This is a genomic window from Bacillus sp. FJAT-45066, assembly GCF_002335755.1.
Lineage (GTDB): Bacteria > Bacillota > Bacilli > Bacillales > Bacillaceae_I > Bacillus_CD > Bacillus_CD alkalisoli.
The window spans coordinates 1,459,196-1,485,495 of sequence record NZ_NISQ01000001.1 but is presented as its reverse complement, the minus strand read 5'-3'; the positions used below and the strand labels follow the sequence as shown (position 1 = coordinate 1,485,495).

The following is a 26,300-nucleotide window of genomic DNA, read 5'->3' as shown; positions in this document are numbered from 1 at the left end:
ATAATGGAATTACTCAATCTAGTCAACTATTTTCCAGCATTTCTACTCATTTTCATTAGAGTTTCAGCTTTTTTTGTAACGTTGCCTCTCTTTTCTTATCGGAGTGTACCTGCACAATTTAAAGTAGGTTTTGCATTTTTTTTAGCAATAATTATGTCGATTAATTTTGACTTACCTATTTTGACTATTGATGGTACGTATATCTTGCTGATTTTAAAAGAAATGATGGTCGGGTTATTAATTGGATTAATAGCATATATGGTACTGGCCGCTATTCAAATTGCTGGTGGATTTATTGATTTTCAGATGGGGTTTGCGATGGCGAACGTAATCGATCCTCAAACTGGAGCTCAAAGTCCAATTGTTGGACAATTCTTTTATACATTTGCCTTATTATTGCTTTTAGCGGTAAACGGACATCATTTAATGTTAGACGGTATTTTTTATAGTTATCAATTAATCTCTCTAAATCAAATTTGGATTCCGCTAGCAGATGAAAATGTTTTAGAGTTTGTAGTAAAGACGATTAATATGATGTTCTTAGTAGCACTTCAACTATCCATTCCAATTGTTGGTACTTTGTTTTTAGTGGATGTTGCACTAGGAATTGTCGCAAGAACGGTTCCGCAATTAAATGTATTTGTGGTTGGATTGCCACTTAAAATTGGAGTGAGCTTTATTGCAATTTTATTATCTTTAACAATACTTTTCTCTCTTTTTTATAAGCTGTTTGAAATGATGCTTTATACGATGAGAGGATTAATGGATTTACTTGGAGGAATGTAAATGGCTCCCCAATTAACCCTTGATTTACAGTTTTTTGCGGGTGAAAAAACAGAAAAAGCCACTCCAAAGAAAAGGCAAGAAACAAGGAAAAAAGGACAAGTTGCCAAAAGTTCAGATGTGAATACTGCGTTTGTATTAATCGGAGTTTTTTTATGTTTCTTTGCCATTGGACCGTGGATGAAACAACATATTATGAACTTGTTTAAACAAACATTTCAAATTTATATGTTACAGGAATTAACTGCAGATAGTATTCACCTTATCTTTATCGATATATTATTACAATTAGTGCTAGTAGTTGGACCTATTATGTTAGTTGCTATGTTAAGTGCGTTTATTGCAAATTTTATGCAAGTTGGACCTTTGCTTTCACCTGAAGCAATAAAGATAAAGTTAAATAAATTAGATCCAATACAAGGTTTTAAAAGAATCTATTCTATTAGAGCAATTGTTGAATTAGTAAAATCCATGTTAAAGATTATATTTGTTGGGTTAATTACTTTTACCATACTATGGTTAAGCATGGATGAATTATTAGTTCTATCACAAAAAGATGTACACGCTGCTTTATCTTTTCTAGGTGGTTTGACTGTGAAAATGGGTTTAATTGCCGGTGCCGCCCTTTTGTTTCTTTCCGTTTTTGACTATATGTATCAACGGTATGATTATGAAAAGAATATTCGAATGTCTAAAAACGACGTAAAAGATGAATATAAAAAAACAGAAGGTGACCCACTTATTAAGTCGAAAATTAAACAAAAACAAAGAGAAATGGCGATGCAACGTATGATGTCAGATGTTCCAAATGCGGATGTTATTATTACAAATCCAACTCACTTTGCAGTAGCTTTAAAGTATGATGAAAATAAAATGGATGCGCCATACGTTGTAGCTAAGGGTGTTGATTTTGTTGCCTTAAAAATAAGAGGAGTTGCAAAAGAACACGAAATAGCTACGGTAGAAAACAGGCCATTAGCTAGAGCTTTATACTCGCAAGCAGAAATAGGTGATGCGGTTCCTGAAGAATTTTTTGCAGCTGTTGCAGAAATATTAGCTTATGTGTACCAATTGAAAAATAAAGTGAATTGATTGATAGATTGAGGGTGAAGTAGAAGTATGTCAGCAAGAGATTTGTCCGTATTACTTAGTGTTATATTAATAGTTGCGATGTTAATCGTACCATTTCCACCATGGATGCTAAGTATATTAATTATCGTAAATATTTCCCTTGCCTTAATAGTGTTATTAACGACAATGAATGTAAATGAGCCTTTACAGTTCTCTATCTTTCCGTCGTTACTATTGCTTCTTACCCTTTACCGTTTAGGACTAAACGTTTCTACTACAAGGTCCATTTTAAGTGAAGGGGATGCGGGTAGTGTAGTAGAAACGTTTGGAACGTTTGTTGTCAGTGGAAACGTAGTAGTTGGTTTAGTTGTTTTTATTATTTTAGTAGTTATCCAGTTTGTTGTTATAACAAAAGGTTCTGAACGTGTTTCGGAAGTTGCAGCAAGGTTTACATTAGATGCGATGCCTGGTAAACAAATGGCTATTGATGCAGATCTAAATGCTGGGTTAATCTCAGAAACACAGGCAAGAGAACGACGTGAGAAAATTTCGAAAGAAGCAGACTTTTACGGAGCAATGGATGGAGCTAGTAAATTTGTAAAAGGTGATGCCATAGCAGGGATCATCATTGTGTTAATAAACATGATTTTTGGAATAGTCGTAGGTATGGCACAACAAGGCTTAACAATTGCTGAATCGGCTCAAAAATTCACCTTATTAACAGTAGGGGATGGAATTGTTTCTCAAATCCCCGCTTTATTAATTGCAACTGCGACAGGTATAGTGGTAACAAGAGCAGCGTCAGAGGGTAACCTTGGTTCTGATATAACAGCACAACTTTTTGCTTATCCTAAAATGCTTTATGTAGCTGGTGGAGCAATTCTTTTATTAGGTATTGCAACCCCAATAGATTGGATGCTTACTACTCCAATAGCTGGTGTACTTATTGTTGGTGGATACTTTATTTCTAAAAATCATGAAAAAGAAGAAGTGATTTTGGAGGAAACGGAAGAAGAAGTTGTCACGGACGAATTAAAAAGTCCGGAAAGTGTTGTCAACTTATTATCCGTTGACCCCATTGAATTTGAGTTTGGATATGGACTAATACCGTTAGCAGACTCAAAGCAAGGTGGAGACCTCTTAGATAGAATTGTAATGATTAGGAGACAGTTAGCATTAGAACTTGGAATAGTGATTCCAGTTGTGCGTATAAGAGACAACATTCAGCTTCAACCTAATGAATACCGATTGAAAATTAAAGGTAGTGAAGTCGCAAAGGGTGAAATATTGTTAGATCATTATTTAGCAATGAGCCCAGGCGTGGAAGAAGGGTCGATAGAAGGTATAGATACTATTGAACCATCATTTGGATTACCAGCTAAGTGGATTTCAGAAACCGTTAAAGATGAAGCGGAAATGTACGGTTATACAGTAGTTGATCCTCCATCCGTAGTGTCCACTCATATTACGGAAAAAATTAAACAACATGCATATGAATTATTAGGTAGACAAGAAACAAAGCAACTAATAGAACATCTAAAAGAGTCCGCTCCTATTTTAGTAGAAGAGGTTACGCCAAACCCTCTTTCCATCGGAGACGTACAAAAAGTATTATCTAAGTTATTGAAAGAAAATGTTTCCATAAGAAACCTTCCAATCATCTTCGAAACGTTAGCGGATTATGGAAAACTATCATCTGATACTGACTTGTTAACAGAATATGTGAGACAAGCTTTAAACAAGCAAATTACTAATCAATATGCTGTTCCAAACGAAAGCTTTAAAGTTGTCACACTCTCAGGAAGAGTAGAAAAACTTTTTGCAGACCATATACAACAAACGGAACACGGAAACTATTTAGCGTTAGATCCTGATACGTCTATGCAAATTGTTCAAGCGCTTGCAGCACAACTAGAACAATTTTCATTATATGAACAAACGCCTATCGTATTATGTTCTCCTGCAATAAGAATGTATGTTAGACAATTAATTGAACGATATTTACCTCATGTTCCAGTATTATCTTACAATGAATTAGAAGCAAACGTAGAAGTACAAAGTATTGGGGTGGTGAATGTTGAATCATGAAAGTGAAGAAATATACCGCTGACACGATGAATGAAGCTATGAAGTTAGTACGAACGGAATTAGGCGAAGAAGCCGTCATTCTCAATTCAAAAGCTGTTTATTCTACTAAGTTTTTTGGTTTTATAAAAAAGAGACAAGTAGAAGTAATAGCAGCGATAGATGAATTAGAGAACGTGAAACAAGAAGAGTATAAAAGTAAGAACAACTATATAGAAAATAGGCCTAAACATTTTGATTATGATAAAGTACCCCCGATTAGTGATATAAACGAAAATGTTGACATTGCTAATAGCTTAAAAGAAATGAAAAGCCTAATACAAAAACTTGAACTAGACAAGCAAAAAAGTAACTGGTCAACTGAAATGGTTCAAATAGAAAAGAAATTATTACAATTTGATATTCCAGATGAGATGGTTACAGAAGCGATGGGGTATGTTTTAGAAGTAAGTTCATTAGATCAATTAAATAATAAGAATGTTATTAAAGAAAAAGTTATCGAACATTTTAATGCTTTAACGGTGAAGCTTGAATTTAGTGGGAAAAAGCTTCAAAAGAAATATATTAGTTTAGTCGGTCCTACAGGAGTAGGTAAGACTACAACATTAGCAAAACTTGCTGCACATGTATCATTAAAGGAAGGTAAAAAAATAGGTTTTATTACGACAGATACGTATCGAATTGCAGCGATTGACCAATTAAAAACGTATGCTAATATACTTGATGCACCATTAGAAGTGTGTTACAACGCCGAAGATTTTATAAAAGCAAAAAAAAGGTTAGAAAATGTTGATTTAATATTTATTGACACTGCTGGTCGAAACTACTTAGATGCTAAATATGTACAAGACTTAAAAAATATTATTAATTTTAATGACGATGTGGAAACATATTTAGTATTATCCTTAACCTCTAAACTGACGGATATGAAAAAAATTGCAAACCAATTTTCACACGTGAATTTTGAACAATTTATTTTCACAAAATTAGATGAGACATCAAGTAGTGGAGCAATGTTTGCCATGATGAAAGAATTTAATAAAGGTGTGGCATTTATTACAACCGGCCAAGGTGTACCAGAAGATATTCAACCAATGTCACAGTCAAAAGTAATGAATTTAATTGAAGAAGGTTTAAAATAATGAAAGACCAGGCGTTCTTATTAAGAGAAAATATGAACAAAAAGAAAAAAGAGAAAAAAGAAGATAGACTTCCTCATACAATTGCAGTTATAAGTGGAAAAGGTGGGGTCGGGAAGTCAAATGTTTCTTTAAACTTCGCCTTAACAATGCAAAAATACGGAAAATCTGTTTTACTTATTGATTTAGATATTGGCATGGCTAATATTGACGTCCTTCTAGGTTCTACTCAGAAGCTATCTATTGTGGATTTTTTTCTTCATAATTATGAACTAAAGCATTTGATTCAAAAAGGACCTCATAACTTATCTTTTATCGCTGGTGGCTCAGGGTTAACGAACGTTTTTCAAGTTGAAAAAGATAAAGTAATTTCATTTTTACTTCAATTACAAACTCTTACAAATCAATATGATTATATTATTTTTGATATGGGAGCCGGAATAACAGAAGAAAACTTGCAACTGTTACTATCAATGAATGAAATATTCTTAGTCACTACTGGTGAACCAACTTCTCTAACGGATGCATATTCAGCATTAAAAATAATTGCTGCACAAAGCATTAATGTTCCATTTCAAGTAATTATAAATAGAGCACTTAATGAAAAGAATGCTGTTCAAACTTTTCAACGTTTAAGCACGGTTTCCAAGCGTTTTATAAAAAAAGACTTAACCTTATTAGGGTTCGTACCTGATGATAAGTATGTCATGAGTGCTGTAATGGAACAAAAACCATTTACTATTATTTATCCATCATGTATTGCATCAAAAGCTATAAATGATATTACAAAAAGATATTTACAGTTAGTAGTTAGCTCGTCACAAAAAAACAATACAAATTTTGTCTCTAAGTTGTTTCAATTTTTCTTAGAGAGGAAGGCTTAATACATGCAACAAAAAATAAAAGTGTTAGTTACGGATGACTCATTTTTCATGAGAAAGTTAATTTCAGATATGCTAAATGATCATCCTTTAATAGAAGTCATTACTACAGCTAACAATGGAATGGACTTATTAGAAAAACTAACACAATACTCACCAGATGTAATTACATTAGATATAGAAATGCCAGTAATGGACGGACTAACGGCTCTAGAAAAAATGATAAGTAACTACCCTATTCCAACAATTATGCTTTCAAGTACAACAAAAGAAGGTGCTCACAATACAATTAAGGCGATGGAATTAGGGGCAATTGACTTTGTTCCAAAGCCTTCTGGAGCTATTTCATTAGATTTATATAAAGTAAAAGAGGAACTTATTTCAAAAATAATCCATGCTTCTAAAGTTTCTATGAAAAATAGAAAACTTCTAACATTGAAAACAAAAGCTTTTGACAGTATAGAAAAACAAAATTTGGAAAAGAAGCAAGAAATACAACAACCATTAAAACAGAAGCATGAAAATCATGAAAAAACCATTATTGCAATTGGAACTTCAACAGGAGGTCCAAGAGCTTTACAGCAAGTCTTAACTAGTTTACCAGGAAACATCAATGCCCCTATTTTTATTGTTCAGCATATGCCTCCTGGATTTACTAAATCATTATCAGATAGATTAAATACTCTTAGTAAACTAACTGTGGTAGAAGCGGAACACAATATGTATGTTTTGCAAAATACAGCTTACATTGCTCCTGGTGGATACCATATGGAAGTAGTAAAGGATAACGTAGATAAACTAATCATTCAGTTAAATCAATCCCCACCAATAAGGGGACATAGGCCTGCAGTAGATGTATTGTTTCAATCTATAAGTTTACTAGAAGAATGGAGAAAGGTAGTTACTGTTTTGACAGGAATGGGAAACGATGGAACTCTCGGTATTCAAGCAATTAAACAGAAAGATAATGCATATATTATTGCGGAGTCAGAAGTATCATCCATTGTTTATGGTATGCCCAAATCTGCAAAAGAAACAGGTTTAGTAGATGAAGTTGCCGAATTAAACGACATTGCTAATGTAATTTTGAATAATATATAGGGGTGCAAATTATATGGATCTTAACCAATATCTTGATATTTTTATCGAAGAAAGTAAAGAGCACTTACAAATAATAAATGACCAACTTCTAGTATTAGAGCGCAATCCTAATGAAACTTCTATTATTAATGAAATCTTCCGTTCAGCCCATACACTTAAAGGTATGTCAGCTACAATGGGGTATGAAGACTTAGCAAACTTAACACATCAAATGGAAAACGTTTTAGACGGAATTCGTAACGACAAGATAAGTGTTACTACCGAAATATTAGATATTTTATTGCAATCTGTTGAATATTTAGAGGAAATCGTTTTTTCGATTGCTGATGGTGGAGACGGTAAAAAAGACGTAACTTCCATAGTGAATTTATTAAACAAAGTCGAAGCAGGTGAACTTGACCTGTTGCAATCATATTCAGAATCTTCTGAGGTCCATATTGAGTCGTCCATTGATTATGATCAATATGAAGTTACAGTTTTAGAGCAGTCAGAGGAACAAGGATATACGCCATGTGAGTTAAGGGTTAAACTACGAAAAGATTGTCTACTTAAATCTGTACGAGTATATATGGTTTTTGAGACTATTGAAAAAATGGCTGAAGTAATTAAAGCCACTCCATCGGTGGAGATTTTAGAAGAGGAAAAGTTTGATGAGACTTTTACTGTAACAATTTTAACGAAAGAAGAGATAGAGTTTGTAAAGGAATCTATTCTTAAAGTTTCTGAAGTGGAAGAAGTGCAAATTGTTAAATTAGATGTTACGAAACTTAAGAGTGATGAACAAGCTACGGAAGCAGAACAAGTACAGAATTTGAACGAAGTGAAAAAAGAAGTTGCCGCTACTAAACAAGTTGTAGAAAATGAAGTAATACAACCGAAAACAAATCAACCTTCGAATAAAACGATTCGCGTTAACATAGATAGACTAGATGTTTTAATGAATTTGTTTGAAGAATTAGTTATAGATAGAGGAAGGTTAGAACAAATTTCGAATGAGTTAAACCATAACGAACTACATGAAACTGTGGAGAAAATGTCGAGAATCTCGAATGATTTACAAAACATCATTTTGAATATGCGAATGGTTCCGATTGATACAGTATTTAACCGTTTTCCGAGGATGGTTAGACAACTTGCGAAAGATTTAGGTAAACATGTAGAGCTGCAAATAATTGGTGCAGACACGGAGTTAGATAGAACGGTAATCGATGAAATTGGTGATCCTCTTGTACATTTAATTAGAAATGCCATTGATCACGGAATCGAAACACCTGGCGTTCGTACTGAACAAGGGAAAATAGAAGAAGGTATAATTACACTAAAGGCGTACCATAGTGGAAACCACGTATTTATCGAGATAGCAGATAACGGAGCAGGTATAAGTAAAGACAGAGTATTAAATAAAGCAATAGAAAGAGGAGTTATCTCCAAAGATGAATCGCTATCTCTTTCGGATAAAGAAGTGTATGAATTAATTTTATCATCTGGTTTTTCGACTGCAGAAACTATCTCTGATATTTCCGGCCGTGGTGTTGGACTAGATGTTGTGAAAAACACAATAGAATCTTTAGGAGGTTCCATCTCAATAGATTCCATAGAAGGTTCTGGTACTACATTCTCCATTCAATTACCGCTAACACTATCAATTATTTCTGTTCTATTAACAGAGATAGGGAACGAGAAGTATGCTATACCTTTATCCTCTATAATTGAGACGGCGATTATTAAGAGAGAAGATATTTTATCGCTTCATGGACAACAAGTAATAAATTTTAGAGATAAAATTGTCCCACTTGTGTTCTTAGAACGACTTTTTGAGATTCCGAAAGAAAGTATGTCAGAGAACTTATGCTCACTAGTATTAGTTAAAAAAGGCGAAAAGCTTGCAGGACTTGTAGTAGATTCATTTATTGGTCAACAAGAAGTCGTATTAAAATCACTTGGAAACTATTTAAGTTCTACATTTGCAATTTCAGGAGCAACAATTCTAGGTGATGGTCAAGTTGCATTAATTGTAGATTGTAACGCACTAATTAAATAGAAAAGAGGACAAGTGAAATGATAGAAGAAAAATATATCAAAATAATAGCCTTTGAGTTAAATAGCGAAGAATACGCAATACCTGTTGAACAAGTACGTTCTATCGAAAAACTACAACCAATAACTAGAGTCCCTAAAACACCTTCCTATGTTAAAGGAGTTATTAATTTACGAGGTGTGATCACTCCAATTATCGATTTACGCATACGATTTAATCTTGAAAAATTAGACTATAGTAGTTCTACTAGAATCTTAATGACTACAATTGATGATATGGAAGTAGGGTTTATCGTCGATGGTGCAAATGATGTTATTGATGTGAAAAATGAACAAATTGAAAACACACCAGAAGTCATTGATTCAGTAGAAAATAAATACGTTAATGGTGTGGTAAAAATTGACACTAGAATTTTAGTTTACTTAGATTTGAATAATATTCTTACCTCTGATAAAGAAATATCAAAGGTGTTGGCATAAAGTATGGATAATTGTAACAAGTCAATTAATCAGTTAGATATATTAAAAGAACTTGGTAACATAGGTGCTGGTATGGCCGCTACAGCCCTTTCGAAATTGGTAAATAAGAAAATAAATATGAGTGTCCCTTCAGCAAAACTAGTTAATATAAATGAAATGATGGATTTAGTTGGAGGGCCAGAACTTCCAGTCGCTGCTGTTTTTTTAAAAGTGGAAGGTGAATTAAGTGGTAGTTTATTTTTTGTTCTTTCTTTAAAAGATGGAACAAGCTTAGTAAAGCAACTTACACATGATATTAATACAAATTTTGAAACATATGAATTTGACGAATTAGCAATATCTGCTTTACAAGAATTAGGAAACATTATTTGTGCGCATTATTTAACTGCGCTATCTAATTTTACAAATTTACATGTTACACCTTCTGTTCCACAAGTAGGGATCGATATGGTTGGGGCAATTGTAACAGAAGGTATTTTAGAAATTTCTCAGGAGAGCGACAATGTCCTTTTTATTGATACTCAACTCGAACACTCAACACAATCAGAAATTCAAAAAGTAAAGGGGCATTTTTTCTTTATTCCACATCCTGAATCATTAAAAAAAATATCAAATTCTTTAGGTGTATTATAGATGATTACGTTAGAAAAGATTATTAAAGTAGGTATTGCTGAAGCAAATATTGTAACCCCACCTAAGATTATAAGAACGTCAGGATTAGGTTCGTGTGTTGGCTTAGTATTATTCGATATAAAAAAACAAGTTGCTGGAATGGTCCATGTAATGCTGCCAGAATCTAGTTTAGCTAGAACTGAAGGAATAAATAAATGTAAATATGCAGACACCGGAGTCGAGTTTTTATTAGAAACTTTACTAATGAATGGTGCAAGTAGAAGGAATCTCCAAGCAAAAATGGCAGGTGGAGCAGAAATGTTCCGTTTTTCCTCCACCAATGACACGTTGAGGATTGGTCCTAGAAATGTACAAGCTGTAAAAGAAAGGTTAAGATCCTTTCAAATTCCACTAGTTTCGGAAGATTGTGGAGGAAATAGTGGCCGTACTATTGAGTTCGACCCTAGTACAGGAAAACTTATGATAAAAACAGTGAATAAAGGAATTCATTATATATAATTTGTTTTATTATTTTGATGCCCACTCGTAATTTGGCATAGTAGGAGGTATAACATGGCGAGCATAACTTCAAGCAAAGATCAGCATAATTGGCATCTTTGGAAAACAAAAAGGGACCCTGAAGCTGGAAATTACTTAGTCAGAAAATATATGCCATTAGTCCAATACCATGTTCAACGAGTAGCGGTAGGACTACCAAAGAGTGTAAGTGCGGACGAGTTGAAAAGCCTAGCACTTTTTGGTCTTTACGATGCTATTGAAAAGTTTGATCAATCAAGAGAATTAAAGTTTGATACGTATGCTTCCTTTCGTATTCGTGGTTCCATTATAGATGGACTAAGAAAAGAAGACTGGTTACCACGTAGTGTGAGAGAAAAAGCAAAAAAAGTGGAAGCTGTAATAGAGGAAATAGAACAAACAGAGTATCGAAATGCTTCTTCAGAAGAAATAGCTATTAAATTGAACTTACCAGAAGATGAGGTCATCTCTATAATGAATGAAGCGTTTTTAGCAAATGTTCTATCAATAGATGAGCTGCCAAATGATCAAGACGATACACTGTCCAGCTTCTCATTAAGAGATAGTAAAACTCATACTCCTGAAGAAGAACTTTTAAAGGTAGAATCTCTAAAAGCTTTGGAAGAAAAAATATTACTTCTTAACGAAAATGAACAATTAGTAATTAGTCTTTTCTATCAGGATGAACTAACGTTAACAGAAATAGGACATGTATTAGGACTTACAACCTCAAGAATCTCGCAAATTCATTCTAAAGCAATTTTCAAATTAAAGAAGGAATTAACGAAGTTTATATAGTATTGTTTTAATAGAGCTAGTTTGTCGCTAGCTAAATAATTATTTTGATACGGGTCAGCTTTTCGTTGCTGTACTAGTAAAGGTAGATTGAAAAGGAAGTATTAGTGTTATAACGATTTATAGCTGATATCAACTTTTTTTAACCTAGTCAAAGAGTTTCATGATAGCCAATATCGAAAATATTAATACAATACTAAAGGTGTGAAGGGCATGAGTCTTAAGTTAATCGAACTTCAAATAGCTATACCTAGAACAGTAGATTTAGGTAAAATGCAAGAACAGTTCAATAATAAAGCTATGCTTTCTCAAGCGCAAATTGCCGAACAAGAGTTAAAAAAGGAAGAGTTAAAACGAAAGAAAGTAGCGAAAATAGAAAAGGAAGATAAAGAAACTATATTAGCTCATCACGAATCTCAACAAGAATCAAAAAGACAAACGGAAAAACACCCTTATAAAGGGAAAAATTTTGATATTACAGGGTAGTGGCTTATGTATTTTTTTCTTACAATTAACTTACTGTTAAGTTTGCTAGCGATATTTTTATTTCTAATTATGTATAAAAAGATTTCAAAAATACAGCAATTAGAAGAAGAATATAAGGCGTTATTAAAAGAAGCTGAAGATACAATTTCTAGTTATGTTTATGAATTAAAAGAAGAAAATGAACATTTCATAAAAGAATTTGAAAGAAGAAAACGAAGTGGAGACAGTATACCTAACGTTTCTTCTCAAAGTATTAACATAGTAGAAGAACCACTAGTAAAAGAAGATGTTAATGAACTTCTAAATGAACAGGAAGATATTAATGAACTTATTAGTGATCATAATGAAGAAGTCGTCCCAAATCTTGCTCAGGTAGAAAAGAGTCCATATGAACTAGCGTTAGTATTGCACGAAAGTGGTGTATCAACCGAACAGATAGCACAAAGGTTGAATTTAGGAAAAACGGAAGTGGAGTTATTATTGAAATTTCGACAATGAAATTCATTTTCGACTTGATTGTATAAACTCATTATGATATATTAGTTTTTGGTGTTATGAATACACACGTTTACTGATTTAAGCATTGGTGCTAGCTTTATGTTAGTTTTGCTTAGAAATGATGTGAACGGAGGATAAAAAACCATTAGGAGGAAAATAATATGTCAGTAATTTCTATGAAACAGCTTTTAGAAGCTGGTGTTCACTTCGGACATCAAACTCGCCGTTGGAACCCAAAAATGAAGAAATATATCTTCACGGAGCGTAACGGTATTTACATCATCGACCTACAAAAAACAGTTAAAAAGGTTGAAGAAGCTTACAACTTTGTTAAAGAGTTAGCTGGAAACGGCGGAACTGTTTTATTCGTTGGTACGAAAAAACAAGCACAAGATTCTGTTAAGGAAGAAGCAGAACGTGTTGGAATGTACTACATTAACCAACGCTGGTTAGGTGGTACTTTAACAAACTTCGAAACAATTCAAAAACGTATCACTCGTTTAAAAGATATCGAAAGAATGTCTGAAGACGGTACTTTTGAAGTACTTCCTAAAAAAGAAGTTGTAATGTTAAACAAAGAGTTAGACCGTCTTGAAAAGTTCTTAGGTGGAATTAAAGACATGAAAGAACTTCCTGATGCATTATTTATTATTGACCCACGTAAAGAGCGCATAGCTGTTGCAGAAGCGAAAAAATTAAACATTCCTATCGTTGGTATCGTTGATACAAACTGTGATCCAGACGAAATTGATGTTGTTATCCCTGCAAACGATGACGCAATTCGCGCTGTTAAATTATTAACTGCTAAAATGGCTGACGCTATTATAGAAGGTAGACAAGGCGAAGAGACTGCTACAACTACTGCTTAATTATTAAGCAAAAGGTGATAAGAGGGGATAGCCTTTTATCACCTTTTTTTGGAAAGAGAAAATCGAGGAAGACTTTGTCTCCTCTATACATATTTTAAGGAGGATTTTAAAATGGCTGTTACTGCACAAATGGTTAAAGAACTTCGTGAAAAAACTGGCGCTGGTATGATGGATTGTAAAAAAGCGTTAACTGAAACAAACGGTGATATGGACAAAGCAATCGATTACTTACGTGAAAAAGGTATCGCAAAAGCTGCTAAAAAAGCTGATCGTATTGCTGCTGAAGGTTCAACTGCTATCTTCACAAAAGGAAATGAAGCGGTTCTTTTAGAAGTTAACTCAGAAACAGATTTCGTTGCGAAAAACGAAGGTTTCAAAACATTAGTAAGTGAACTAGGTGAATTTTTACTTACAAACAAACCTGCAACTATTGAAGAAGCTTTAGCTGCTACAATGGATAACGGTTCAACTGTTGAGACTTATATAAACAGTGCTATTGCTAAAATTGGTGAAAAATTAACTCTACGTCGCTACACTATTGTAACAAAATCAGATGCAGATGCTTTCGGTGCATACTTACACATGGGTGGACGTATTGGAGTACTAACTTTATTAGAAGGCACGACTGAAGAGGCTGCTGCTAAAGATGTGGCAATGCATATCGCTGCTATTAACCCTAAATATATTTCTCGTGACGAAGTTTCTGCAGATGAAGCTGAGCGTGAGCGTGAAATCTTAACTCAACAAGCGTTAAACGAAGGTAAGCCTGAAAATATCGTTGCGAAAATGGTAGAAGGTCGCTTAACTAAGTACTTCCAAGACATCTGCTTACTTGATCAATCTTTTGTTAAAAACCCTGATCAAAAAGTACGTGACTTCGTTGCTAGCAAAGGCGCAACAGTTAAATCTTTCGTTCGTTATGAAGTAGGAGAAGGAATTGAAAAGCGTCAAGACAACTTCGCAGAAGAAGTAATGAGCCAAGTTAAAAAATAAGAGTAACAACTTTGCATATAGGGAGCACTTCATTGTGTTCCCTTTTTTAAAAGTTTTCTCAACATACAAAATTTAACTTTAAATAAAAAATATCCAATGATACATGGAGGTTATTATGGCTCAAGCGAAATATAAACGTGTAGTATTAAAATTAAGTGGCGAAGCATTAGCTGGAGAACAAGGATTTGGGATTAACCCGTCCGTTATTAACTCTGTAGCTAAGCAAGTAAAAGAACTTGCTGAACTAGGTGTGGAAGTGGCAGTAGTTGTAGGTGGAGGAAATATTTGGAGAGGTAAAATCGGTAGCGAAATGGGTATGGACCGTGCAACTGCTGATTACATGGGAATGTTAGCAACTGTAATGAATTCTCTTGCACTTCAAGATAGCCTTGAAACTTCTGGCGTGGAAACTCGAGTTCAAACTTCTATTGAAATGAGACAAGTCGCAGAACCTTATATTAGAAGAAAAGCAATACGTCATTTAGAAAAGAAACGTGTCGTTATTTTTGCTGCAGGTACTGGTAACCCATACTTCTCAACTGACACAACAGCAGCATTACGAGCTGCTGAAATTGAAGCAGATGTTATTTTAATGGCTAAAAATAATGTGGATGGAGTATATAGTGCAGATCCAACGAAAGATGCTTCTGCTACAAAGTACGACACATTATCATACTTAGACGTTTTACGTGAAGGTTTAGCTGTAATGGATTCTACCGCTTCTTCTTTATGTATGGATAATGACATCCCGATTATCGTCTTCTCTGTAATGGAAGAAGGTAATATTAAACGTGTAGTATTAGGTGAAAATATCGGAACAATTGTAAGGGGGAAATAACATTGAGTAAACAAGTAGTTTCTGCAACTCGTGAAAAGATGGATAAAGCAGTACAAGCTTACACTAGAGAGCTATCAACAGTTAGAGCTGGTAGAGCAAGTGCTAGTCTTTTAGATAAAATTACAGTAGATTATTACGGTGCTCCTACACCTGTTAATCAGTTAGCATCTATTAGTGTGCCGGAAGCTAGACTTTTAGTCATTCAACCTTATGACAAGACATCTTTAGGTGAAATTGAAAGAGCAATTATTAAGTCTGATTTAGGAATTAACCCTACTAACGATGGATCAGTAATTCGAATTGCGATTCCAGCATTAACAGAAGAGCGTCGTAAAGAGCTTGTTAAAGTAGTGAAAAAATATTCTGAAGAAGCAAAAGTAGCTATTCGTAACATTCGTCGTGACGGTAACGATGACTTGAAAAAGTTAGAAAAGAAGGGCGAAATTACAGAAGACGAATTACGTGGATTTACAGATGATATCCAAAAGGAAACGGATAGTCATATTGTTAAAATCGATCAAGTTACAAAAGAAAAAGAAAAAGAAATCATGGAAGTATAATCATTTTCCATGTAAAATAAGATGAAAAGACCCTCTTATGATTACAGGGGGTTTTTTTGTTAATACTGTAAATGTAAATAGAAAATGAATTTCTATTTATTTTTTCACTGGAGGATTTGTATGTTTAAAAAAATACAAAGATGGAGAGGGAAAGACAGCTCCGATAACCGTGATATAAAGGGAGAGATTTTACAACATTCGATTCCCAAACATATTGCTATCATTATGGACGGAAATGGAAGATGGGCGAAAAAACGAGCAATGCCTAGAATTGCAGGACATCATGAAGGTATGAAAACAGTAAGGAAAATTACTAAAGCTGCTAATTCTTTAGGTGTGGAAGCTCTTACTTTATATGCTTTTTCAACGGAAAATTGGAAACGCCCTAAGTTAGAAGTAGAATACTTAATGAAACTTCCTGAAGAGTTTTTATCAACTTTTCTACCAGAGTTAAAACAAGAGAATGTAAAAGTAATGATAATGGGCAATAAAGAAGAATTACCAAAGCATACTTTAGCAGCTGTAGAAAAAGCAATGGAAGAAACAAAAAATAACACTGGACTTATTCTTAATTTTGCATTGAATTATGGAAGTAGAGATGAAATTGTTCGTGCCGTTAAAAATATTGTAAACGATGTGCATTCAAATGATCTTGCAGACAGTAATATAACAGAGGAAACAGTTAATAAGTACTTGTTTAGTCATTCTTTACCAGATCCAGATCTTTTAATTCGTACAAGTGGAGAAATAAGATTGAGCAATTTTATGTTATGGCAACTAGCATATGCTGAGTTTTATTTTACAGATGTATTGTGGCCAGATTTTTCAGAAGAACATTTATATGAGGCTATTGCTACTTTCCAGGGACGAGGAAGAAGATTTGGTGGTATATAAGAAGGTGTGTGACATAAAATGAAACAACGGATAATAACAGCAGTTATAGCAGCAGCATTTTTTTTACCGATCGTTATTTATGGTAATTTACCATTTATTTCATTAGTGTATATATTAGGGTCTGTTGGATTATTTGAAGCGTTAAGAATGAAGCGAATTTCTATATTTAGTACTCCTGGAGTTATTGGCTTATTACTTTTATGGGCTATATTGTTGCCTAGTGAAGTAACAAAAGATTACTCTATTTTCCTTACAAAAGTGGAACTAGTATTAGTAGCCGTATTGTTATTTTTAACATATACAGTTGTAACTAAAAATAAATTTACATTCGATGATGTAGGCTTTATGTTAATATCCATTTTATATGTAGGTATGGGTTTTTATTATTTTATTGAAATTCGTGAAGCAGGACTTGCTTACATTTTCTTTGCTTTATTTGTTATTTGGTCAACAGATTCTGGTGCTTATTTTATCGGTCGATCTTTCGGAAAGAACAAGTTATGGCCTGAAATTAGTCCAAACAAAACGATTGAAGGCTCTTTAGGTGGCGTTCTTTGTGCAATTGTTGTAGGTTTAGCTTTTCATGTTTTAGTAGGCTTAGAATATGGTGTGTTATGGACTATAATCATTGCTATTTTACTTTCTATTTTTGGACAAATTGGTGACCTTGTTGAATCAGCGCTAAAACGTCATTACGAAATAAAGGATTCAGGTCAAATTTTACCTGGACACGGTGGTATTTTAGATAGATTTGATAGTTTACTTTTTGTATTGCCAATTTTGCATTTTATACATCTTTTTATCTTATAGAAAATAGTGCGATGAGCTTTATATGGGGAGTGACAGAATGAAACGTATTAGTCTATTAGGTGCTTCTGGCTCTATCGGCACCCAAACTCTCGATGTGATAAGGCAACATAGAGAACAGTTTCAACTAGTTGCTTTTAGTGTCGGGAAAAACATTCAATTTGCAGAAGAAGTTATTGGGGAGTTTAGTCCCAAACTAGTTTCTGTACAATCAAAAGAGGATATGGAAAGTTTAAAATCAACCGTATCCAATATAAATATACATTTTACATACGGTGAAGAAGGTAATATTGAAGTAGCAACATATAGTGAATCGGATACACTTGTTAACGCAGTTAGCGGAAGTGTTGGTTTGATACCAACTTTACAAGCAATTGAATGTGGGAAAACTATTGCATTAGCAAATAAAGAAACGCTTGTAACTGCAGGGCATTTAGTTATGGAGGCTGCCGAAAAACATGGAGTATCAATTATTCCTGTTGATAGTGAACATTCGGCTATTTATCAATGCCTACAAGGAGAAAATGATAAAAATATCGAATCTATTATCATTACTGCTTCAGGAGGTAGCTTTAGAGATAAAACACGCGATGAATTAAAGAATGTTACGGTAAAAGAAGCTTTAAACCATCCTAACTGGTCAATGGGAGCAACCATTACCATTGACTCTGCAACAATGATGAATAAAGGTTTAGAAGTAATTGAAGCACATTGGCTATTTCAATTACCTTATGAAAAGATAGAAGTTGTACTACATAGGGAAAGTATTATCCACTCTATGGTTGAATTTCAAGATACAAGTGTAATGGCTCAATTAGGAACTCCTGATATGAGAGTACCTATACAATATGCTTTAACTTTTCCAGACCGACTTCCACATAAAGGCGGAAAAAGATTAAACTTAGTTGAACTAGGTAAATTACATTTCGAAAAAGCAGATTTTGAAAGGTATCGTTCTTTACAGTTTGCATACGAAGCTGGTAAAGTTGGTGGAACGCTTACAACGGTATTAAATGCTGCTAATGAAGTGGCAAGGGTTGCATTTTTGCAAGGAGAAATCTCTTTTCTAATGATTGAGGATCTGATAGAACAAGCATTAGAAAAGCATAGTTCCATTAGTCACCCCAATTTAGATGTGATAAAAACTGTTGATTCAGAAACAAGACAATTTGTACGCTCATTAATTGAAAAGAGGTGAAAATATGGAAACAGCCATTTCTTTTATTATTATTTTTGGTGTTTTAGTATTTGTACACGAACTCGGCCATTTAGTTTTTGCAAAAAGAGCAGGTATTATGTGTCGTGAATTCGCTATTGGCTTTGGCCCAAAAGTATTTTCTTTTAAAAAGGAAGAAACAGTTTACACAATAAGACTATTGCCAATTGGAGGTTTCGTTCGAATGGCTGGTGAAGACCCAGAAATGATAGATGTAAAACCTGGGTATCACGTTGGCCTTTTATTTAATAAAGAAGGCTTAGTTGAAAAAGTAATAATGAACAACAAAGAGAAATTTCCAAATGCTAAAGTAATAGAAGTAGAAAAAGCAGATTTAGAACATGAAATGTTTATTAAAGGTTATGAACTAAATGATGAAGACGAATCATTAGTAGAATTCAAAGTTAGTGAGGAGTCTTATTTTGTTATAGACGGTCAAGATGTACAGATTGCGCCATTTAATCGTCAGTTCGCATCTAAAACATTGAGACAAAGAACGATGGCTATCTTTGCCGGACCGATGATGAACTTTATTTTGGCTTTTGTTATTTTCGCATTCTTAGGTGTAGCTCACGGTTATCCAGTGAATAAAGCTGAATTAGGTGAACTTACGCCTGACGGCGCAGCTATAACTGCAGGGCTCGAAAAAGGGGACAAAGTCGTTGCTATTAACAATGACTCCGTCACAACTTGGGAAGAAATCGTAGACATTATAAAAGTAAATGCAAACGAAGAATTGCTTTTCTTAGTAGAAAGAAATGGTCAGTCTATTAACATACCAGTAACACCAAAAGAAGATACGATTGAAGGGGTGTCTAGAGGTGTAATTGGGGTTTATATGCCAATGGAAAAATCAATTGTTTCCGCAATACCGAATGCAGCTAAGGAAACTTACGGATGGACTCGTGATATTATTATTGGCTTAGGAAAATTAATAACTGGTCAATTTTCCATTGATATGTTATCAGGACCAGTAGGGATTTATAAGTCAACGGAAGTTGTTGCTGAATCAGGTGTGTTTCTATTAATGAGATGGGCTGCTGTACTTAGCATTAACTTAGGTATCATAAACTTACTACCTATTCCCGCCCTTGATGGTGGACGTTTAATGTTCTTTGCAGTAGAAGCTGTAAGAGGAAAGCCAGTAGATCGCCATAAAGAAGGACTAGTTCACTTTATCGGATTCGCTCTATTAATGCTTTTAATGCTAGTAGTAACATGGAATGACATCCAACGATTCTTCTTGTAATCATAATAAAGTACTTGCATCTCATAGAGTTGCAAGTGCTATTTTTTACATAAAATACGTATTTAGAAAATAGAGGTGTTCTAGATGAAGCAAAGTATGACGTTAATTCCTACATTACGTGAAGTACCATCAGATGCTGAAGTGAAAAGCCACCAACTTCTACTTCGAGCAGGGTACATTCGCCAAAACACAAGTGGAATTTATAGCTTTTTACCTTTAGGAAAAAAGGTATTAAAGAAAATAGAAGATATCGTGCGCGAAGAAATGGATAATGCAGGTGCAGTGGAATTACTAATGCCTGCCATGCAAGCTGCGGAATTATGGCAAGAATCAGGTAGATGGTATTCATACGGTCCTGAATTAATGAGACTAAAAGATCGTCACGATCGTGAATTCGCATTAGGTGCTACACATGAAGAAGTTATTACAACGTTAGTTCGAGATGAAATAAAGTCTTATAAAAAACTTCCGTTAACTTTGTATCAAATTCAAACAAAATTCCGTGATGAAAAGCGTCCAAGATTTGGCTTATTACGTGGTCGTGAGTTCTTAATGAAAGACGCGTATTCTTTTCACTCTAATTCAGAAAGCTTAGACGAAGTGTACAACAAGATGTATGAAGCTTATTCAAACATTTTCACACGCTTAGGACTAAATTTCCGGGCGGTTATCGCAGATAGTGGTGCAATGGGTGGGAAAGATACGCATGAATTTATGGTACTATCTGAAATTGGTGAAGATACAATTGCTTATTCTGATAGCTCTAATTTTGCTGCAAACATTGAAATGGCTCCAGTTGCAGTGGAATACGCTAAAAGTAATGAAGCAATCATTGATATAGAAAAGATAGAAACACCAAATCAAAAAACAATTGCAGAAGTATCTTCGTTTTTACACGTTGAAGAACAAAAATGTATTAAGTCTTTGCTGTTTAAAGTCGATGAGAAATTTGTACTTGTGTTAGTTCGTGGTGATCACGAAGTCAACGATGTAAAAGTGAAAAACTTAATGGAAGCAACAGTTGTAGAATTAGCGACTGAAGCAGAAGTGAAAAAACTCTTTAATTGTTCTGTTGGTTCTGTAGGACCAGTTAACGTTCCAGACGCAATTGAAGTTATTGCGGATCATGCAGTAGCAGCAGTAGTTAATGGTGTTTGTGGTGCAAATGAAGAGGGCTATCATTATCGAAATGTGAACATAGAGAAAGACTTTAACGTTCAGTCGATTGCAGACCTTCGTTTTATTAAAGAAGGAGACACATCTCCGGATGGACAAGGTGTCATTAAGTTTGCAAAAGGTATTGAAGTTGGCCATATTTTTAAATTAGGTACTCGTTACAGTGAAGCTATGAGTGCCACGTACTTAGATGAAAATGGACGCACTAAACCTATGATCATGGGTTGTTATGGTATTGGAGTTTCTCGAGTACTAGCTGCAATGGTAGAACAAAATCATGATGAGAATGGAATTTTATGGCCAAGCGCTGTAACTCCATTTGATGTTCATGTAATTCCTGTAAATGTGAAAAATGATACACAAAGAGAACTTGCTGATAAAATTTATTCCATGTGTAAAGACGCAAGATTAGATACTTTGTTAGATGATCGTCAAGAGCGCCCTGGTGTAAAATTTGCTGACTCTGAACTAATTGGACTTCCTGTAAGAGTGACGGTTGGAAAAAGATCTGATGAAGGTATTGTCGAAGTAAAGTGGAGACATAACGGTGAATCAGTTGAAGTTTCCGTAGAAGAGCTACTATCAGTGATTCAAAAATCTGTCTAATCGTAGTATAATATGTAACATGGTGATTCGCGCTATAAACAAAAATGATGACTCACATAAAGTATGTCTTTCCGTAAAGTTTGGAGGATGACACTCTTGAGTCATCTTTTTTTTAGGTGCAAAGAAGCTAGTGTGAAAGGAGGACATGTCTTCATGCAGTCAGTAGATAGAAAAGAGAAATTCCGCCTACTTCTGCAACAATTGTCGTTAACAGATGATAATATAATGCCATATTTTCAGGAAGCTGGTATTAATAAACTTGTTGTAGAAAAAGGTAATAAACGTTGGCATTTTCATTTTACAATGACAAAAATATTGCCTGCAAATGTGTTCGATGTATTCTCTTCCAAAATTAGAAGTAGTTTCTCACACATTGCAGACGTATCGTTTCAAATAGAAGTTAACCAACCTGAATACGACAGTGAATTAGTTGGAGATTATTGGCCTTTTTGTATACAAGAAATAGATGGCTGCTCACCACCACTCATTTCTTTATTGCAAAGTCAAACACCTACTATTTCTGGGCAAAAGTTAACAATAACTGCTAGAAATGAAGCGGAGGCAATTGCTGTTAAACGGAAACTTGGTCCTACGATAACTAATAGCTATCTGAGTTATGGTTTTCCATCTTTTGCATTTGATACTACACTTTCTTTTTCAGAACAAGAATATAAACTGTTTGTAGAGCAAAAAGAATCCGAAGATAAAGAGCGAGCTTTCGCTGCTGTATCTGAAATGCAAAAGAAAGAAGAAGCTGATACTAGTGAAGAAATTACAGGTCCTATCGTTATCGGATATGAAATTAAAAATGATGTAGAAATTAAACTATTAGAAGAAATAATAGAAGAAGAACGAAAAGTTGCTATTCAAGGATATGTGTTTGACGCAGAAACGAAAGAATTAAAAAGCGGTCGAACTTTATTAACGTTTAAAATCACGGACTATACTAACTCAATTATGGTAAAGATGTTTTCTCGTGGGAAAGAAGATATTCCATTGCTACAAGGAATTAAAAAAGGCATGTGGTTAAGAGTTAGAGGTAATGTTCAAGTTGATACTTTTGTACGTGACCTTGTGATGATGGCAAATGACGTGAATGAAATTAGCGGTAAAGTACGTAAAGATACAGCTCCAGAAGATGAGAAAAGAGTAGAGTTACATTTACACACTCCAATGAGTCAAATGGATGCTGTTACGAGTGTTTCTAAACTTGTAGCTCAAGCAAAGAAATGGGGTCATCCTGCTATAGCCGTCACAGACCATGGTGTTGGACAATCTTTCCCAGAAGCATATTCTGCAGGTAAGAAAAATGATATAAAAATATTATATGGCCTTGAAGCAAACCTTGTGGATGATCGAGTGCCTATTGCTTATAATGAGACACATCGATTACTAGCCGAGGAAACGTATATCGTATTTGACGTTGAAACAACCGGCTTGTCAGCGATGTACGACACAATCATTGAACTTGCGGCTGTAAAAGTAAAAGAAGGGGAAATAATAGATCGATTTGAGTCTTTTGCAAATCCTCATCACCCGCTTTCAGCAACTACCATCGATTTAACAGGTATAACCGACGATATGGTAGAAAATGCACCAGAATTAGAAGATGTACTTAAGAAATTTCATGATTGGATTGAAAATGATACTTTAGTAGCTCATAATGCTAGCTTTGATATGGGCTTTCTTAACATCGGTTATCAAAGAATCGGTTTAGGTAAAGCGAAAAACCCTGTTATCGACACGTTAGAGTTAGGGAGATTTTTATATCCTGATTTAAAAAACCATCGTTTAAATACTCTCTGTAAAAAGTTTGATATTGAGTTAACTCAACACCATAGAGCTATCTATGATGCAGAAGCAACAGGCTATTTATTAGTAAAGATGATTAAAGAAACGATTGAAAAAGAAATTCTGTATCATGACGATTTAAATGAAAATGCTGGTAAATCTAATGCATACCAACGCGCACGTCCTTCTCACATCACCTTGTTGGCTCAAAATGACATTGGATTAAAGAACTTATTTAAACTTATTTCTATTTCTCATATGGAATATTTTTTCCGTGTACCACGAATTCCTAGGTCGGTACTTCAAAAATATCGAGAGGGTTTACTTGTTGGTACAGCTTGTGACAAAGGAGAAGTGTTCGAAGGAATGATGCAAAAGACACCTGATGAAGTGGAGTCTATTGCTGAGTTTTACGATTATATAGAAGTTCAGCCGCCAAGCAATTATCAACATTTAATTGAGCTTGAATTAGTTCGAAATGAAGTAAAGTTAAAAGAAATCATATCTAATATTGTCCAATTAGGAGAAAAATTAGAGATACCAGTAGTGGCTACAGGTAACGTACACTATTTGAATAAAGAGGATAAGGTTCATCGTGAAATCTTAGTGCGTTCACAAGGTGGAGCAAACCCGTTAAATAGACATACCCTACCAGATGTGCATTTTAAATCAACAGATGAAATGTTAGAGGCTTTTGCTTTCTTACCTAAAGAGAAAGCAAAAGAGATAGTTGTATTTAATACTCAAAAAATAGCCAATATGATAGATGTAATTAAACCTATTAAAGATGATCTGTATACACCAAAAATTGAAGGTGCAGATGATGAAATACGAAATATGAGTTATTCCATGGCTCGTCACATATATGGAGATGACTTGCCAGAAATTGTTGAAGCGCGTATTGAGAAAGAATTAAAAAGTATTATTGGACACGGTTTTGCAGTAATCTATTTAATCTCACACAAACTTGTAAAGAAATCATTAGATGATGGTTATCTAGTTGGTTCGCGTGGATCTGTAGGATCATCATTTGTGGCAACATTAACAGAAATAACAGAAGTTAACCCATTGGCACCACATTATGTTTGCCCAGAATGTAAACATTCAGAATTCTTTAATGATGGATCAGTAGGTTCTGGATTTGACTTGCCAGATAAAGATTGTGTCGATTGTGGTGCTCCTTATAGAAAAGATGGGCATGACATCCCATTTGAAACTTTCTTAGGATTCAAAGGAGATAAAGTGCCTGACATCGATTTAAACTTTTCCGGAGAATATCAACCTGTAGCCCACAATTATACGAAAGTATTGTTCGGAGAGGAATATGTCTATCGGGCAGGAACAATTGGTACAGTAGCGGACAAAACGGCTTACGGATATGTAAAAGGTTATGCTAACGATAATAATCTAATTTTACGTGGTGCAGAAATAGATAGGCTGTCAAGTGGATGTACAGGCGTAAAACGTACAACGGGACAACATCCAGGTGGAATTATTGTAGTTCCGGACTATATGGATATTTATGACTTTTCACCAATACAGTTCCCTGCAGACGATAAAACATCCGAATGGAAAACTACTCACTTTGATTTCCATTCTATACACGATAATCTATTAAAGCTTGATATATTAGGTCACGATGACCCTACCGTCATTCGTATGTTACAAGATTTAAGTGGAATAGATCCTAAAACGATTCCAACAGATGACCCTGAAGTAATGAAAATTTTCAGTGGGACTGAATCATTAGGTGTAACATCAGAACAAATAATGTGTAAAACAGGTACATTAGGAATTCCCGAGTTTGGTACAAGGTTTGTTCGTCAAATGTTAGAAGACACAAAACCTTCTACTTTTTCAGAGCTTGTCCAAATTTCTGGACTTTCACATGGGACAGACGTTTGGCTTGGAAATGCACAGGAATTGATTCATAACAAAACGTGTACATTAAGTGAAGTTATCGGATGTCGTGATGACATCATGGTTTATTTGATATACAAAGGATTAGATCCTTCCTTAGCATTTAAGATTATGGAATCTGTTCGTAAAGGTAAAGGGCTGACAGAAGAGTTCAAAGAGGAAATGGTCAAGAACAAAGTGCCTAAATGGTACATTGATTCTTGCTTGAAAATAAAATATATGTTCCCTAAAGCTCATGCTGCTGCCTATGTTTTAATGGCAGTAAGGATTGCTTACTTCAAAGTTCATTTTCCTCTTCTTTATTATGCAGCATACTTTACAGTTAGAGCAGATGACTTTGATATTGATACGATGGTAAAAGGATCAAACTCCATCAAGAGTAGAATTGAAGAGATAAATGCAAAAGGGTTAGAAGTCTCACCGAAGGAAAAGTCGTTATTAACCGTACTAGAACTTTCACTAGAAATGTGTGAAAGAGGTTTTTCTTTCAGTAAAGTAGATTTGTACAAATCAAGTGCAAGTGATTTTCTTATTGAAGGAAACTCTTTAATTCCACCGTTCAACTCTATTCCTGGACTTGGTACAAACGCAGCAATTAATATTGTTAAAGCAAGAGCAGAAGGTGAGTTTTTGTCTAAAGAAGATCTACAACAGCGTGGTCGTGTAAGTAAAACGCTAATTGAGTACTTAGATAAACACGGCTGTTTAGAATCATTACCTGATCAAAATCAACTTTCGCTTTTCTAGGGCTGACCGAGCCACCTACGCTTTTCTAATTATCTAGCTCTGGCGTCTAGCCCCTCGAGACATAAGCCATTGCCATCTCGAGGAAAAAAAGCGTCCTCGTGCTGGCCTTGTCTTATGCTTGTCGGGTCA

The 26,300-nt window shown here is 34.5% G+C and carries 23 protein-coding genes; all 23 read left to right on the top strand.

All coding sequences use genetic code 11. The features are described 5' to 3' along the window. Positions 1–3 precede the first annotated feature (3 nt). The 23 genes from fliR (at position 4) to CDZ92_RS07405 (ending at position 26,171) form a co-directional block, all read left to right on the top strand. Positions 4–786: a flagellar biosynthetic protein FliR gene (gene fliR, locus CDZ92_RS07515; RefSeq protein WP_096154623.1), complete on the top strand. Its 783-nt coding sequence runs from the start codon at positions 4–6 to the stop codon at positions 784–786. Next, positions 787–1,875 (top strand): flagellar biosynthesis protein FlhB, encoded by a 1,089-nt coding sequence (flhB, locus tag CDZ92_RS07510; protein WP_096154622.1) that lies wholly within the window; start codon positions 787–789, stop codon positions 1,873–1,875. A gap of 27 nt (positions 1,876–1,902) precedes the next feature. Continuing rightward, entirely contained in the window at positions 1,903–3,942 is a 2,040-nt protein-coding gene (flhA, locus tag CDZ92_RS07505) for a flagellar biosynthesis protein FlhA (RefSeq protein ID WP_096154621.1), read from the top strand. Beyond that, positions 3,939–5,081, top strand: a complete 1,143-nt coding sequence (gene flhF, locus CDZ92_RS07500; RefSeq protein ID WP_096154620.1) for a flagellar biosynthesis protein FlhF — start codon at positions 3,939–3,941, stop codon at positions 5,079–5,081. Before flhA ends, flhF begins: the two co-directional genes overlap by 4 nt. Further along, entirely contained in the window at positions 5,081–5,962 is an 882-nt protein-coding gene (locus tag CDZ92_RS07495; protein WP_227521502.1) for a MinD/ParA family protein, read from the top strand. Before flhF ends, CDZ92_RS07495 begins: the two co-directional genes overlap by 1 nt. 3 nt (positions 5,963–5,965) lie before the next feature. Further along, a complete protein-coding gene (locus CDZ92_RS07490; protein WP_096154619.1) occupies positions 5,966–7,060 on the top strand; it encodes a protein-glutamate methylesterase/protein-glutamine glutaminase in 1,095 nt (364 codons plus the stop codon). Positions 7,061–7,073: 13 nt separating this feature from the next. After that, positions 7,074–9,101 (top strand): chemotaxis protein CheA, encoded by a 2,028-nt coding sequence (locus CDZ92_RS07485; RefSeq protein ID WP_096154618.1) that lies wholly within the window; start codon positions 7,074–7,076, stop codon positions 9,099–9,101. A 17-nt stretch (positions 9,102–9,118) separates the two neighbouring features. Beyond that, complete coding sequence (locus CDZ92_RS07480; RefSeq protein WP_096154617.1) at positions 9,119–9,577, top strand: chemotaxis protein CheW; 459 nt, start codon at positions 9,119–9,121, stop codon at positions 9,575–9,577. A gap of 3 nt (positions 9,578–9,580) precedes the next feature. Continuing rightward, the gene (locus CDZ92_RS07475; RefSeq protein ID WP_096154616.1) at positions 9,581–10,210 is read left to right on the top strand and encodes a chemotaxis protein CheC; all 630 of its coding nucleotides are present in this window, start codon (positions 9,581–9,583) and stop codon (positions 10,208–10,210) included. Then, positions 10,211–10,708, top strand: coding sequence for a chemotaxis protein CheD (locus CDZ92_RS07470; RefSeq protein WP_096154615.1), 498 nt, complete (start codon positions 10,211–10,213; stop codon positions 10,706–10,708). Positions 10,709–10,762: 54 nt separating this feature from the next. After that, positions 10,763–11,524, top strand: a complete 762-nt coding sequence (locus CDZ92_RS07465; protein ID WP_096154614.1) for a FliA/WhiG family RNA polymerase sigma factor — start codon at positions 10,763–10,765, stop codon at positions 11,522–11,524. 210 nt (positions 11,525–11,734) lie between these two features. Continuing rightward, positions 11,735–12,007, top strand: a complete 273-nt coding sequence (locus CDZ92_RS07460) for a hypothetical protein (RefSeq protein ID WP_096154613.1) — start codon at positions 11,735–11,737, stop codon at positions 12,005–12,007. A gap of 6 nt (positions 12,008–12,013) precedes the next feature. Next, the gene (locus CDZ92_RS19615; RefSeq protein WP_141395206.1) at positions 12,014–12,505 is read left to right on the top strand and encodes a DUF2802 domain-containing protein; all 492 of its coding nucleotides are present in this window, start codon (positions 12,014–12,016) and stop codon (positions 12,503–12,505) included. Between the two features lie 161 nt (positions 12,506–12,666). Next, positions 12,667–13,374, top strand: coding sequence for a 30S ribosomal protein S2 (rpsB, locus tag CDZ92_RS07450; protein WP_096154612.1), 708 nt, complete (start codon positions 12,667–12,669; stop codon positions 13,372–13,374). Positions 13,375–13,485: 111 nt separating this feature from the next. Next, on the top strand, positions 13,486–14,367 hold the full coding sequence (gene tsf / locus CDZ92_RS07445; protein ID WP_096154611.1) for a translation elongation factor Ts: 882 nt from the start codon (positions 13,486–13,488) through the stop codon (positions 14,365–14,367). 115 nt (positions 14,368–14,482) lie between these two features. Continuing rightward, on the top strand, positions 14,483–15,205 hold the full coding sequence (gene pyrH / locus CDZ92_RS07440; protein ID WP_096154610.1) for a UMP kinase: 723 nt from the start codon (positions 14,483–14,485) through the stop codon (positions 15,203–15,205). A 38-nt stretch (positions 15,206–15,243) separates the two neighbouring features. Next, positions 15,244–15,765, top strand: a complete 522-nt coding sequence (gene frr / locus CDZ92_RS07435; RefSeq protein WP_406564925.1) for a ribosome recycling factor — start codon at positions 15,244–15,246, stop codon at positions 15,763–15,765. A 120-nt stretch (positions 15,766–15,885) separates the two neighbouring features. Then, positions 15,886–16,659, top strand: coding sequence for an isoprenyl transferase (locus tag CDZ92_RS07430; protein ID WP_096154608.1), 774 nt, complete (start codon positions 15,886–15,888; stop codon positions 16,657–16,659). An 18-nt stretch (positions 16,660–16,677) separates the two neighbouring features. Then, positions 16,678–17,469 carry a phosphatidate cytidylyltransferase gene (locus tag CDZ92_RS07425; protein ID WP_096154607.1) on the top strand — a complete coding sequence of 264 codons (792 nt, stop codon included), beginning with the start codon at positions 16,678–16,680 and terminating at the stop codon, positions 17,467–17,469. Between the two features lie 37 nt (positions 17,470–17,506). After that, positions 17,507–18,664: a 1-deoxy-D-xylulose-5-phosphate reductoisomerase gene (dxr, locus tag CDZ92_RS07420; protein WP_096154606.1), complete on the top strand. Its 1,158-nt coding sequence runs from the start codon at positions 17,507–17,509 to the stop codon at positions 18,662–18,664. Between the two features lie 4 nt (positions 18,665–18,668). After that, positions 18,669–19,931 carry an RIP metalloprotease RseP gene (gene rseP / locus CDZ92_RS07415; protein ID WP_096154605.1) on the top strand — a complete coding sequence of 421 codons (1,263 nt, stop codon included), beginning with the start codon at positions 18,669–18,671 and terminating at the stop codon, positions 19,929–19,931. Between the two features lie 84 nt (positions 19,932–20,015). Further along, positions 20,016–21,713: a proline--tRNA ligase gene (locus CDZ92_RS07410; protein ID WP_096154604.1), complete on the top strand. Its 1,698-nt coding sequence runs from the start codon at positions 20,016–20,018 to the stop codon at positions 21,711–21,713. A 153-nt stretch (positions 21,714–21,866) separates the two neighbouring features. Then, positions 21,867–26,171 carry a PolC-type DNA polymerase III gene (locus CDZ92_RS07405; protein ID WP_096154603.1) on the top strand — a complete coding sequence of 1,435 codons (4,305 nt, stop codon included), beginning with the start codon at positions 21,867–21,869 and terminating at the stop codon, positions 26,169–26,171. Positions 26,172–26,300: the final 129 nt, after the last annotated feature.